Source organism: Streptomyces zhihengii, from assembly GCF_016919245.1.
GTDB classification, from domain to species: Bacteria; Actinomycetota; Actinomycetes; order Streptomycetales; family Streptomycetaceae; genus Streptomyces; species Streptomyces zhihengii.
On sequence record NZ_JAFEJA010000003.1, the window covers coordinates 318,318 to 332,126 of the forward strand.

Consider the following 13,809-nt stretch of genomic DNA (forward strand, 5'->3'; position numbering starts at 1 on the left):
TTCCGGGCTTCGTGCCGGCCCTGACACCCACGGAGCCCGGGGCTCTTCGGGCTCTAACTGCCATGCCACTGACACTTACGATGCGCACCCAGGGTCGTCGAGACTGCACTACCTGACCCTCTAGAAGCCGATCGACTTCTGTGTCATGTGAAGCATGGTGGTGGCGCCGATCAGTCCCGCTGCCGGCCGATTCCTTCCCCCCTCATCGGTCGGCAGCCTCCCAGCACGCCCTGCGCCGCCCCGTCAGCGGCGTCGCAGGGCGTGCTCCCATGAAGTTGAAGCAGGCTCACCCCGCGACGGCTTCGAACCTTCATTCGATGAACTTGTTCGTGCACCAACGGGTACTCAGTCGGGCGCACTTGCCTCGAACCACAGGGGATTCATGTTAGAGAAGCCGGAACTCGCTGCTTTGCTTGCCGACTTGCGGACGGACATCACAGCATGGCAAGCCAGCCGGCACCGTACTCAGCATGAGAAGGGCCCAGACGTGAGGCTTGCCTCAGCCATCCAAATGCTAGAGGAGCGCGATGACCTATCCCAGAAGATCGTGGAGGGCTTCAACCTGCTAGATCGTGAACTGTCGAGACGACCACAGGGAAACGAACAAGTCACCTCTGTGTGGCCATACCAGCCCTGCACGGAAGAAGAGGTTGTCGCAGCCAGGAGAAGGTGGCCGGAGTTGCGCCTATTCGATGTTCCCACTGCACGCACGGCGGCCGACGCGCTCGGCCTTGCCATGGTCCGAACCATGGCACAGGAGGCCACGCGGAATGGCCCCGCATATTCAGGTTCCACGCCTGAGCCGCGATCGAGTGCAGTACCTGATGGATTCTTCGCGCCAGGTGCCCTGTATTACAGCGGTGACCCGCTCAGATCCCCCGAACTTACGCACTTCTTCCGATGCGAGCACGTTGCCCAACACCCGCGGACGGGTGCCGGTGTGAGGGCTTTCGGTTTTCTACGCAACAACGTTCCAGACGCCGAATGGCTCTCCACCGCCCTGGTCGAGAGCGACTCTGCCATGTGGACACGAGTTCCGGATACGCGCCTTGCAGGGAGCAGTCGCCCACCAGGGCAACATCGGACACTGCAGAGTGGTGAGTGACGGGCATGATGTAGCCCCCGCACTTGTGCGGAAGCGGACACCTACCCGCAGTCGGGCTCGAAACTGCTCTCGCACCCTGATCTCGGCAGTTCTAGCCCCAATGCCGTGTAGTTGGGGGTGCCGTGGGCGGTGTCAAGGGGCGGGCGTCAGGATGTGGACGCTGATCGTGGCCCTGTAGGTGGTGCGGTCGACGGTGCCTCTGGCGTTGTATCTCGAGATGGCCCGTTTCACGACGCGTGGACGGGTGCGGACACGGCGGTCGGGCATGAGGGCGGCCAGGATTCGGCGGCCTATGGTGCCGACGAGGTCGATCACGGCGCCACTGAACACGCCTGCGGCCTTGATGACCAGATCGCGGGCGGTGTTCAGGGCGATGGAGAAACTCGCCCGGTCGGGGTCGGTCCCGGGCCGGCTGGCGGTGGCGTCCGCCATAGCCAGCCGCAGGACCTGGTAGGTGACCAGCACTGCGAAGACTTCCTGGGCGACACCGGCGGGAGTGCGGGCACGAAGGACCCGACCGCCGAGGATCGTCGACTTGATCTCCAGATAGGTGGTCTCGATTTCCCACCGCTCGTGATACAGCCCGATCAGATCGCCGGCGGGGTGGGTGAAGGGGTCGGTCAGGGTTGTGACCAGCCGGTATGCGCCGGTGCGTCGTCCCTGTGATGTGCTGATGGTGATCTCGCAGCAGACAACACGGACCGGAACGGGTCCGATCCGGGAGAGCCAGGAGCCGTCGGGGAAGCGTCGCAGGACCGGCAGTCTGCGGTTCTCCTTCACCCGGACCAGGACGTGTGCGCTCCTCAAGGTGACTGCTTCGATCAGGGCCTGGACGGCGAAGTTCCGGTCCAGCAGGACGATCATGTCTTCCCGCAGGCTTCGGACCAGGCGTGGAGCGTAGGTGGTCTCACCGTCGGTGGCCGGACCGAATACCGCGTCCATGACGGTTCGGGTTCCGCAGGCGACCAGGATCAGAAGCCGCAGTGAGGGGTATCCCGCGCCGCCATTGTTGCAGCGGTGCCTGGTGAACTCGGCCTGGTTCGCGGGGCTGTCCGGCACTGCCATCAACGTGCCGTCGATGGCGCAGACGAGCAGTCCGTGCCACCGCGTTCCGGCGATCCCGAGTCCCGCGGCCGGTCCACGAAGCAAGTCGAACAGGTGACGCAACGGTCGGGTCCCGAGCCTCTTGCGGGCCTGGGCCAGCGCGCCGGCCGTGGGAGTCGCCGTCGGCAGTCCGTCCAGGCCGGCCGTCAGCCGCTGCCACACCTGCTGCCATCCGAGCCCCGGGAACAATGCCCCGCCCAGCAGCAGATACACCACCACGCGCGAGGGAAGGTCCCGTATCCGCTGCTGGGTTCTGCCGGTATCTGCCAACACCTCATCGACCATCTCGAACGGGACAATCCGTGTCAGCTCGCCGAGATGGCCGGGGGCAAACGCCCCTGCCGCAACCGCTACTTCACGAGAAATGACAGACTTGGCGGCCAACGGAGCTCCTGCTGAACAGTGATCTTGGTCGACACGGTTCTAGCAGGAGCTCCGTCACTTCATCAGCCTGCTTGACAAGCAGCCCAGAGCCCTAACTACACGGCATTGGTTCTAGCCCGCCGACCACGTCGGCATTAGTGCGGCACTGGCGGCGGGGTTCGTGATCCGCCACAACCGGGCATGGACGCCGAGGTTGACTTCGGTGAGTCATGGGGGACCTGGCGGGCGAACTGACGAAGTCCTTCTTCGCCCTGCGTCTGGCCTACTTGGGCAAGGCGGTGGACCGCATCACCGAGCTCGCCGAGGTCCTCTCCATGATCATTCGCCGGCCGGAAGTCCTGTCTGGAGCAGTGATCGACGGCCTGCGCTTCTTCGGCTTTCGCGGCTACCACGAACTCAACCACGAATGCGGGAGCTCCTGACCCGACCACCTCACCAGCGCAAGTTCACAGAAGCACGGCGGCCGCGCGAGTGCAGCTACGGGGCGGTTCGAGCCCCGGACGGGAAGGGGAAGATGGCGTGGGAGGATCGGCAGACGGGGCAGGCATCGGCGGGAACCGTACGGGACCGACGGCATGTGGCCTGACGGGCGCGAGATAGACCCCTTGGTCGTTTCGCTGCGGACAGCGACGCGAGCGTTGCGGTTTCATCTCGACACGCTGCCTGCGGTATTTCACGTCAACGGGCCAGGCGACCAGTTCCTTGCCGTGTCGGCGTTTCCGTACGCACGCTGGCGATACGCCTGCGCCGATTCGCTGCTGGGCTCCGGGATGGGTGGCACGGTCGTGGGGGCACTTGCCCGCAGTCTGTTCGATTACGGGCTGCTCTGGCAGTGGATCGCTGAGTCCCCTGCTGAGCGGCGACCAGCTCTGCCGGGCAGCATGCTTGAGGAGCGTAATCGTATCTGCGGTTACCTGGAGGACCACAAGGTGAGCTGCCCGCCTATGCCCGGTGGTTCGTTCGCTGAACGGCCTCACCGACCTGACGGGAGCGTCGTTGGTAGCGCCGTGCACTGGCTGGACTGCCCCCCGGACTCAGGTGCTGCATCCAGTCCCATCAGCGGATGAGGAACTTGCGTAGGTCGGAGTTGATCCGGCTCGCCGAGGACTCCACCGGGAGCATGGGGCCTCCGGGCTCCGAGCAAACGATCAGTTTGTTCAGAGAAGCCTGCGTCCGATGCCCGATGGACTGGCCAGACTCCACCCCGTGCGGCGGCTGCTGGAGATCCGCGACAACCTTCACGCCTGCACCGCGGAGGCCGAGTGCGAGGGCTGGTTCGACGAAGTCGAAGGACTACGGGTCAGCCTGGCCGGCGCCGGAAGACAAACTCGCGCAGGTCGCCGGACTTGCGGCCAGTGCGTTGGCCGCAGGCCCGATGCCGACGCTCCCCATGGGAGTCATGAGCATGCCCCGGATGACGACGCCTGCGCCAACGGGACAAAGCGCTGATGTTTCGCTATGCGCTGGAGGAGAGTCGGCTTGCCGCTTGCTTCCATGGTTGAGGCTCGATCAGGTCGTGCCTGTCAAAGGCATCCTCCTCGAACCAGCCCGTCCCCGCGAGCCATGTCTCTAGCCACGCTGCGAGGCTGGCGGAGTCGAGGAACCAACACTGATCCCACGCTCCGCCGCAATACGGGTTGGGCTCGAAGAGCAGGACCTGACCGTCCCCACTGAGGCAGTCGACGCCTGCGTACATGGCGCAGCCCCAGGTCAGGATCGGCACGACGCCTTCGGGCCACTCCGGGTGCTCCACACCAGCGGACGCCTCACGTCGCGTCAGGTATTCGCTAGCGACGCTGGATCCCGGACCAAGCAACGGGAGCAGTCGGTAGTCAGGGCCGAAGCCGCCATCCGCGACCTCGCGATACAGGCGTGCGAGTAGGGGATGCAGCGTGAAGCCCAGTTGCGCCTCGGCCTCCGCGATCTGCGCTTTGCTAACAGGCGCGGGCAGGTTCTCGCTGTCGGATGTGGCACGGATGGCAACGCGTTGCAGGAGGTCATCAATGTCGGTCATGACCGTGATGCTGTCAGGGCGCACCGAGATGTCGACGGCCAGGTCGACAGTCGAACGGAAGTTCAGCGAAGGGGTCACCCCTTTGGATAGCGAGCCGGGGCTTCGCGGCGCCCATGAGAAGGGTGAAGCGGTTGGTCAGGTCGGCCACTTCCGCCGCAACGACGTCACGCCAGGGCCCCGGGTGAACTCCCTGGACGAGCCTTCGGCGCGGTTGCAGGCACTGCTAGGGCAGGAGCTCAGCAAGGTGGCCAGCCTGAACGCCCGCCGGTCCGTCCGTCTGCTCACTGACCAGTGTCCCCTGCCCTCTGTCGACCGCTGGGACCCGCTTCTGAAGCACGCGCCCTGACAGGTCTGCACTACAACCTGGCCGAGACCGCCTTCGACGCAGTGATCGACAGAACCTGCCGGGTCCGGTAGTTGCCCACTCCACTTCGCTTCACTCGTCCTTTGGCGCCCTGAGTCGCTCCAGGATCCTGCGTCGGCTCTATGACGCCCGGTGGGCGGGACAGGTAAAGGCCACGTCAAGTCCAGTCGCATGAGACCGGAGTTGCCGGATGGCCAAGCCTGTACCTCTCGGTGTGCAGCACAGCCAGTTCTTCAGTATGAGGAGGGTGAGGCGGTCAGGGGGGAATTGTGTGCACGTCGAGGCAGGGAACGGTGAGCATACGCCGGATGCTGCTGTCCTAGTCTCGTTCGGCCGTCGCTGTGTCCGGCTCAGACAGCCCCTCTTCGTGTTCGAACATGAGAGGTTGCCATGGGGCGATCGAGTGAGAGTATCTCTCTGGCGTGACCCGTTCCATTCTGCGAACGTTAGTGAGGCGACGCGTGCTCGCTTTCGCCCCACGGGACGAGCATGCGCGGGGCCCTGGACCCTGCCCGGCCTCCAGGGCCCCCTCTCCACTTGGTGGCTTCGCAAGAACGCAAACGCGTTAGGGCGTCGACGATGTCGACCGCCAGTGCGTCAGGCCAGTTTGCGTCGACCGGTGATCAGAGCGGCATCCAGGTTCGACGTCATAATGTCGACCTCTGCTAGCGATGCAGTTGGTGGCGGTCCTTTCCCGGGGAGAAGGGCCCTAGCTCGGAACGGAACGACTTTCGCCTGCGGTTGACCTCAGCGGGACGATGGCGGCTTGCCTTTTCCGGCTATCATGCGCCGGGCTCTTTCCAAATCGCTACGCCATTTGGATAGACGGGAATCTCAAGTGCCTGATTTGCCACCGCCGCTGCGAGGGTAGGGCGAGGGTGGACGATGATGTCGTCGTGGTGAAGTAGGACACATGCTTCTCCTTTGGTGGCGGTCACACCTTGGTTGCGAGGCCTGAGGAGTCGCAGCTCACGGCGACATTTGTCGGTCTCTGAGAACGGGATTGGTTGGTGAGCTCCCCCGAGTTGGAGAGGTAGAGTGACTAGGCAAGGAGTGGGGAAGGCGTGCGGCAGCCAGCGACAACCCAGTGAGCTGTGCGTAGTTATCCTTTGAGGGTGTTCTGGTTCCTGATAGATGGTTTGCCGCGCCTACGGCGGTCGGCCACTTCCGTTAAATCTGCGAGAGCATTGCCTGCCGAGAGCGTTCCTAGGGTCTGCGCTCCAGCGTGGTCGCTCGGCGAGCGATACCTGGCGGGACGGAAATTTCCCGGGGGCGAGTCGGCCACATCGCCTTCCGAGGTGCCTGTAGCTGTCCATGACGGGTCCAGGTGCGCCTTTGGTAGAACCGAAGGAGCACCCGTGTGTGCTGGTTCGGAAAGAAGCTGAGCGTGTATGGCGATTGAGCCCTCTGAGGATTTGCAGCGGCTGATCTTTGTTTTGACCGGTGAGCGGTTTCTTGAGGCGGACGAGGATCGTGGCTATGCGAGTCATGATCCTTATGTTCGTCTGGCGAGGCGGGCGCGGGATCTGTCGGGGACGATTGAGGGCTCGGTTGGTGGGATTGGTCGTGCGTTGCCGGGGGAGGCGGGTGCGGCGTATGTGCGGGCTATGCGGTTGTTGGTGAATGATGGCGGCCGTAATGCTTTGGGGGAGTTTGCGGGGCAGTTGGACCGGATTGCTGATGGTCGGGTCCGGACGTCGATGAATGTTACGGAGTCGAAGTGGCAGTTGGTCGCTGAGCTGGTTCGGTTGTTGATCGAGCTGGCGGTGTTGGCGGCGATGGCGTTCTTCTCGGGGGGTTTGTCGGCGGGGCAGCAGGCGGTGGCGATGCTGCGGTCGCGGGTGTTTTTGTTGACGGTGCTGGATGCGTTGTTGAGTCGGACGCGGTTGATGCCGTCGTTGAGTGAGGCGTTCGAGGAGGCGTTCCAGACGTTTGCGGTGCGTCTGGCGTTGATGGTGGCGGGGCCTGAGGGGCGTCGTCCGAAGGGGTTCGATCTGGGGGATATTGCCCGGTCGGCTGTGGTGGGTGGTTTGGCGGGTGCGTTCCACGGGGTGTTGTCGGGGACGGTCGGGAAGGCGTTGACGGGCCGGTTGGGGCGGCCGTTGGTGAAGGATGTGTCGGGGGACGTGGCGGTGAAGGTTGCGCCGCGGGGGGTGTTCACGGCCGGCAACGGGGTGCGGGCGGTGGGTGCGGGTGCGGGTGCGTTCGTGGTCGAGGGGGCCGCGGAAGCCGGTGCGGAGTTCGTGACCAACGGTCTGTTCGACGGCCGGTGGAAGGTCGAGGCGTCCACGTTCTACGGCGCCGGGATCAGCGGTGTCACCGAAGGCGTCCTCACCGCCGGCGTCGTCGCCGGCGCGTTCGCGTTGAAGGACAGCATCTCCCGCATCAAGGTCGTACTTCGCAGCCCGGTTGGGGCGGGTGGGTATCCGGATCAGGCCCGGGCCATCGTCGCCCGTCCCAATCTTCTGAGCGCCCATACCGGCACTGCCGTCGACATCGCGGTGCGCCATGATTTGGGCGGGGAGGCGACGTCGGTCAATTCGGCAAGCGAGTTCACCATGTATGGCACTACTGAGCGGGTGCAGCTTGGTGACCTGTCATCGGAGGTGCAAGTAGGAGCCCTCGGCTTGAGCGGCACGGTCCCTCAGTTGGAAGCCGCAGAACACGGTGTGCCCCCTCTGCGGGCGACCGCCCCCGCGGGCGCGTTTACGGCCGCCCTAGTACCGCAGTCACTCACCGAGTCCGCCAGCATCGCCGCCACCCCAGATGCAGGTAAGGCGGCTATGCGCACGGATGTAGCGGAGCTCGTCAGTGTTCCCGGCGGAAGTGCGCCTGAGACGCAGTTGCCCCAGTCGGTGGTGGAGCGGCGCTTGCCGCACGGCGTGCAGGTGACGTCAACCGAAGCCACCTCCGTACCGGGCGGTCTTTCTCCTGCCAGTTCGCCAGATCGCGCCAGCGAGGGGCGCACCCCAGTCAGGTCGCTGCCTGCGGTGGGGCTGGAGCATTTGCCGCCGGTGCCGAGTGGTCAGCCGGGGAGGCTACCTGACACTAGCCCAGCGCAGTCCGCTCCAGCGGTGGGTGCGTGGGCCGCGTCTGCCCCTGACGGCCTCCACCGCCGAGCCATGGCGGCAGATGGCGGCGCTGAACCTGTAAGCGTGCATCGACAGAAGTTGCTGTCAACAGATGTGCCAGGTGCACTTGAATGCCGACTCGGTATGGAGGATGCGGGTTCGCCGTCACCTGAAGATCAGGTATCTGCGCGTCACGCCGATCACAGCCCATCTCTTGGGACAGCAGGGGCAGATCCGACGGCGACGATCACCGAGTCTGCTGCCGCCTCGCAGCCGGTGCGGACCGCTACGGCGTGGGCACACGCCAGCACGCAGTTGGACGTGGGCGTCGACGGCATTTCGGCCGCCCTTGATCAGGAAGACGAGAATGACACCGTGCACTCGGTGCTGAGGCAGGCACAGGTCCCCGGTATCAGCGTTCGAGGGGCTGACGTTGCCGGGCAGGGGCCGGCAACGAGCGCGATCGAGATCCGGGACGATCTGCCGGAGACATCATTCGCCGACGGAGGTGAAGGACTCACAGGCATCGAGTCGAGTAGCGCTGCTGCTACTCGTCTGGCCGCCGACTGGTTCGCTACCAGGCAGCCTTCGCGCGAGATGGTGGAGCGCGCGCGGCGGCTGGCCGCGGTGGTGAGGCGGTCTGTTGCCGACACGAGTACTTTGCCAGGGGAGACTGTGCAGTTGGCGGCCATGGCGGATCTTGCAGGTGTGCTGCTTGGCGTTCGTGATGCAGACCGAATCGCCAGGGACATGCCGGGAGTGCTTCCAGGGCTGTTGGTACGGCTGGTCGATGATGTGGAGCAGGTTCTTGGCACAACTTTGCCGGCCTCTGGCGGACGCAGCGTTCCTCTGTCCGTGGCGGCTCGACACTATCTTGAGGGACTGGCCCTCCCAGATGCGGAGCGGGAGCGGGTGCTCGCAGAGGCCGAGCGTTTGGCGCGCGCCGATCATGATCTCTACGATGCACCAGTGCTGAGGGGCACCCTCCGGCATGAGCTGCGCGATAGTGTCACCGCCCTGGTTGCTGCGGAGTATCAGCGCCATGGGAAGCAGGCAGCGCGCCTCGTGTCGCACCTCCTTGCGCAAGCCCACGGAACACAGCGGACGGGCCTGCTTGGTGGCGGGAAACACTTCTCGGATGACGTGGTGGCGCAAGCGGTGCGCGCCTGGCGGGCAACCGACCCTCAGCGACTGCAGCCTCGGCCGCCGCGGGGCGCGGTGCAACAGGTTCAGGGCGAGGACGTGCCTGTGGGGGCTATCGTCGGCAACATCCGCTATGGGCAGCGTGGTGCGAGTGGGGAACTGGTCCAGGTGCTGGCAGAGCTGACTGACGTCCAGGTGGCCGTTGACCCGTTCCGGAAGCGGATTGGACAGCCCGCTGTTGAACTGCCGGTTGAGGGTGTGGGGGCTGTTCCCCATCAGATGCGGTCGCAGTGGTCCGATGAGGTGGTGATGGAGGCGCTCGACCTCTTCTACGCCGAGCCTGGCAGGGCCGGAAGTTCTCCAGGGTCCAGGGTCACGGTCGTCGTCCGGGGATTGCAGGTGCCCCTGGGCAGCATTGTCGCTGACATTGAGCGCGGCCATCGGAGACGTGTGTCGGAGGAGTTGCAGCGAAAGGTGGCAGCGCGGGGGCTCCCGGGGTTCTTGGGCGGGCCAGCCGCTAGTGGTGCTGGTCCCGGCTCGTCTCACCTGTTTGCGCCCCCGGTGCCTGGTCCGCTGCGTACGGAGGGTGCGCGGCTTGACGGATCGGGACGGCTGCCGGCTGGGACGCCGGTGTATGGGGCGCAGCGCTTGGGGCTGTTTCGCCGGGATGGGGAAGCTGTCACCGATGAGTTGGTGGCGCGAGCGGTGCGGGCTTGGCGTGCCACGGATCCCATGAGGCTGCTGCCCCGGCCGCCGGTGATGGAGGTGCAGTACGTCGATGGGGTGCGTGTGCCTGTGGGTGATGTTGTCTACGAAATCACCTGCGGGCGCAGAGAGGCGAGCCAAGAGTTGACGAGGGTCTTGGCGGAGCTGACAGATGTATATGGCGACTCGGGCCCCTCTCAGAAAAAGGCTGAGCGGTGGCCGGATGAGGTGGTGATGGAGGCGCTTGACCTCTTCTACGCCGATACCGCGCATGTGGGCAGGCCGCCTGGGTCCGCAGTCATCGTCGACGTTGGCGGACGTCAGGTGCCGTTGGGGCGGCTTGTCTACGACATCAACGGGGGGCGACGGCGGCGGGTGTCAGACGACCTGCAGAGGAAGGTGGATGCGCAGGGACGGCGGTCGATGACGGCTGATCGGCCGGCGAGTGCGATGGCGGGGGCTGGGAGAGTTTCGGCTGCTGGTCCGTCTCGTCTGGGCGGGGGGCAGGTGTCTGGGCTGTCGTCGTCGATGATGGGGCTGGGTTCGGTTGGGTCGGGGTCCGGCAGAGGGCGACGTCTGTCTGTTGATGGTGAGGGGCAGTTCTTTCCTCCCATGGGATCTCAGCCTGGGACGGTGGGGCGGCCAGGGTCATTGCCGGGGGCCGGGCTTGGCGGGGTGCAGCCATTGTCGGCAGGGAGTGGCGTGGCGCCCCTGAGCCTGACTGTCAACGGGCAGGTGTGGTCGGATCGATGGGTGATGGCGGCTCTGGAGGCGTGGCGTGCCGAGAATCCCGGGGTGAGGGAGTGGGTGCCGCCAGTGGACTTCGTACAGCCTGTCGGCAGGCGGCTGGTGCCGCTCGGGCAGATGTTCGCGAGTATCTGTAGCGGCGAGCAGGCGGCGTCGCCAGATGTGGCGCGGGTGATTTGGCAGTTGGCGGGGCTGACGCCCATGGCACGGGAGGAAGCGAACGTCTGGAGCATGTTGGTCGGAGGGCCATCTGACCCGGCTGGTCGGCCAGGGAGTGCGATGGCGGGGGCTGGGAGAGTTTCGGCTGCTGGTCCGTCTCGTCTGGGCGGGGGGCAGGTGTCTGGGCTGTCGTCGTCGACGATGGGGCTGGATTCGGTTGGGTCGGGGTCCGGCAGGGCGCGACGCTTGTCGCTCGGCGGTGGAGGGCCTTTCTTCCCCGCTGTGAGTTCGCGGGGTGAGGCGGTGGGGCGGCCGGGGTCTTCGGTGGGCATCGGGTTTGGTGGAGCGCTGCAGTCGTCGACGAGTGCAGTGAGGCCTCCTGGGGCGCAAGGGTCTGGACTGTCCGTAGGCGGAGAGGTGTGGTCGGATCGGTGGGTGGTGGCGGCGCTGGAGGCGTGGCATGTCGCTAATCCCGGGGTGAGGCAGTGGGTGCCGCCGGTGAGCTTCGTGCAGCCGGTCAGCGGGCAGCTGGTGCCGCTCGGCCAGATCTTCGCCGACATTCGTAACGGGAAGAGGAAGGCTTCGCCTGAGTTGATGAGGGAGGCCTGGCGGTTGGCTGGACTGATCGCGATCGGGCCGACTGAGTCGGAAGCGGACGAGTGGAGTACAGCTGTCCTGGGCGTTGTAGAACCTGCGGGCCGACCCGCGAGTGCGATGGCGGGGGCCGGGAGGCTTTCGGCTGCTGGACCGTCCCGTCTGTCCACGGGGCCGGTGTCCGGCCTGTCGTGGTCGGTGATGGGGCCAGAGCCGAGTGGCTCGGGGTCTAGCAGGACTCGGCGTATGTCAGTGGGCGGTGATACCGCACCGTATTTCCGCACCCAAGGCGCCCAAGGCGCGCCGCTGGGAGGCTCCGGGTCGTCCCTGCGAACATCCAGCGGCGCGCCGCGCGATGACCAGAGCGACCCTTGGGCCTGGGCACGCGGGTCGGGGCGGTGAGAAGGGCACTCCACGCATCCGACGGTGATGGCGGTTGTCAGAAGCTCTGGCACACGCCGCCGTACTTGCCTGTCGATACCGGTGGTATGCGGGGAACTGCCGGCATGAGGCTGCGCGTCGACCAGGCATCGGGTGGAGGAGAGGATGCTTGGGAGGGATCCTCTTGTCTCTCGGCCGCCTACACCTGCTTCATGGCCCAGTGAAGAGGAACGTAGAGGGTGACGAACTGCGCTACTCCCTGGACGGATGAGTGCCGCGACACCTTCCAGGACCTGCGTGTGGTGAACTTCGGTGCGCACGCGAACTGTCCACGGTCGAGGCGGCGGCCGAACGCACCCTGGTCATCGCCCACCGCCTCCGACCATCCTGACCGCTGACCGTCGTCCTCTCCGGCGGGCACGTCGCGGAGACCGGCACGCACGAGGAGCTCGTCCTCGTCGGGGGCCTACGTCGAACTGCTCGCCTCACAACTCGACGGATTCTCTGGATCGGACACCCGACTTCGCCTATTTGCGCCCTTTTCGTTACCTCGTGAGCGGTCGTTCATCGAGCCTCGTATTGAAAATGAGTGTCATAATCGTATAGAAGTGCGGTGTGCTCATCTCTCGACAGCGGCTGGAGCGACCGAAGGCTGAAGTCCGGCCCTTCGCTCTTACCGCACTCCGGCATCCCGCAGTCTCCACGCTCCTGACAGACCACCGCGCCCTGCTCGCCGACCTCCTGGACGGCCTGGGATCACCGCTGCACATCGTGCTGCCAGAGATCTTCGAGGAAAACGTCGGAGAACTCCGCCGGGCGTTCGCCGAGGCCGGGGGCACCGTCGACATCCTGTTCGCCAAGAAGGCCAACAAGGCCGACTGCTTCGTCACTTCAGCTGCCGGCCTCGGCGTCGGTGTCGACGTCGCCAGTGCCCCCGAACTGGTCAAGGCGCTGGCCGGGGGAGTGCCCGGCCGGCGGATCGGGATATCCGGCCCTGAGAAGGACGACGCGCTGCACGCTCTCGCCGTCCAGCACGGCTGTCTGGTCGCCGTCGACTCGCTGAGTGAACTGAGGCGGCTCGCACGGAGCGCGCGAGACGCCCGGCGGCAGGCCGTGGTGCTGCTGCGGTCCCGGACGACCGGACAGCCGGGCAGCCGCTTCGGCCTGTCCGCCGACGAGCGCCGTGCCGCCGTGGGTCTGTGCGGGGAACTCGCCGACCATCTCGTTCTCCGGGGATTCGCCTTCCATCTCAACGGCTACTCCCCGGCGGAGCGCGCGACGGCCGCGAGCGAGATGATCGAACACTGCCTCGACGCCCGGAGGCGCGGATCGCTCGCCGCCGAACTCGTCAACATCGGCGGCGGGTTGCCGGTCCGCTATGTCGAGCCGCGGCTCTGGGACGAGTTCCTCGCACAGAATGAGCCTGACCACTACCACGCGGCCAAGGTTTTCGAGGGCTTCTACCCGTACGGGGGACAGCCCGCCGACCAGGCGGTGCGCGCGTTCATGGCGCACCCAGTCGGCGGCGGCGAGAGTCTGTCGGCGAAGGCGAACCGATGCGGCATCCGGTTCGTCGTCGAGCCCGGCCGAGCCCTGCTGGACCAGGCCGGGTTCACCATGTATCGCGTCCAACAGGTCGACGACCGGCGGGGGTCCGACGGGTACGCGATCGTCACCGTCGCCGGAAGCAGCTTCAGCCTCTCCGAGCAGTGGTTCAACAGCGACTACCTCCCCGACCCGCTGCTCATGTCTGCCGAGGCCGGCGCCGACGAGCCCTTCCCGGCGTGCGTCGCAGGCTCGACCTGCCTGGAGAGTGACATGGTCACCTGGCGCAAGATCGGCTTCCCACGACCCGTGCACCGCGGTGACCACCTCGTCTACCTCAACACCGCCGGCTACCAGATGGACTCCAACGAGTCCCCGTTCCACGACGCCCGCCTGCCGTCGAAGGTCGTCCTCCGGCTCGGCGACGGCCTCGGCGGCCAACTCGGCGGCGACGGCACTCTGCCGCGCTGGCGACTGGACGGCATCCACTGAG

6 protein-coding genes are annotated in these 13,809 nt (G+C 65.9%); 4 read left to right on the forward strand and 2 right to left on the reverse strand.

Annotated elements, in window-relative coordinates; all coding sequences use genetic code 11:
• Positions 1–1,237: 1,237 nt before the first annotated feature.
• Positions 1,238–2,575 carry an IS4 family transposase gene (locus tag JE024_RS39230; protein WP_205378956.1) on the reverse strand — a complete coding sequence of 446 codons (1,338 nt, stop codon included), beginning with the start codon at positions 2,573–2,575 and terminating at the stop codon, positions 1,238–1,240.
• A 227-nt stretch (positions 2,576–2,802) separates the two neighbouring features.
• Here JE024_RS39230 and JE024_RS39235 point away from each other — a divergent pair, with 227 nt between their 5' ends.
• Positions 2,803–3,015 carry a hypothetical protein gene (locus JE024_RS39235; protein ID WP_205378740.1) on the forward strand — a complete coding sequence of 71 codons (213 nt, stop codon included), beginning with the start codon at positions 2,803–2,805 and terminating at the stop codon, positions 3,013–3,015.
• A 1,034-nt stretch (positions 3,016–4,049) separates the two neighbouring features.
• Here the strand turns inward: JE024_RS39235 and JE024_RS39240 are convergent.
• Positions 4,050–4,607, reverse strand: coding sequence for an SMI1/KNR4 family protein (locus JE024_RS39240; protein WP_205378741.1), 558 nt, complete (start codon positions 4,605–4,607; stop codon positions 4,050–4,052).
• Here JE024_RS39240 and JE024_RS39245 point away from each other — a divergent pair.
• From JE024_RS39245 to JE024_RS39255, 3 genes are all read left to right on the forward strand, one after another.
• On the forward strand, positions 4,597–4,953 hold the full coding sequence (locus tag JE024_RS39245) for a hypothetical protein (RefSeq protein WP_205378742.1): 357 nt from the start codon (positions 4,597–4,599) through the stop codon (positions 4,951–4,953). The genes JE024_RS39240 and JE024_RS39245 overlap by 11 nt on opposite strands.
• A gap of 1,409 nt (positions 4,954–6,362) precedes the next feature.
• Complete coding sequence (locus JE024_RS39250) at positions 6,363–11,792, forward strand: hypothetical protein (RefSeq protein ID WP_205378743.1); 5,430 nt, start codon at positions 6,363–6,365, stop codon at positions 11,790–11,792.
• Positions 11,793–12,386: 594 nt separating this feature from the next.
• Positions 12,387–13,808, forward strand: coding sequence for an alanine racemase (locus JE024_RS39255; protein ID WP_244883718.1), 1,422 nt, complete (start codon positions 12,387–12,389; stop codon positions 13,806–13,808).
• Position 13,809 lies beyond the last annotated feature (1 nt).

Bases quoted from the DNA above. Each gene is read 5' to 3' on its own strand.
- JE024_RS39235 (WP_205378740.1), top strand. From the start codon at position 2,803: ATGGGGGACCTGGCGGGCGAACTGACGAAGTCCTTCTTCGCCCTGCGT.
- JE024_RS39245 (WP_205378742.1), top strand. From the start codon at position 4,597: ATGTCGGTCATGACCGTGATGCTGTCAGGGCGCACCGAGATGTCGACG.
- JE024_RS39240 (WP_205378741.1), bottom strand. From the start codon at position 4,607: ATGACCGACATTGATGACCTCCTGCAACGCGTTGCCATCCGTGCCACA.
- JE024_RS39250 (WP_205378743.1), top strand. From the start codon at position 6,363: ATGGCGATTGAGCCCTCTGAGGATTTGCAGCGGCTGATCTTTGTTTTG.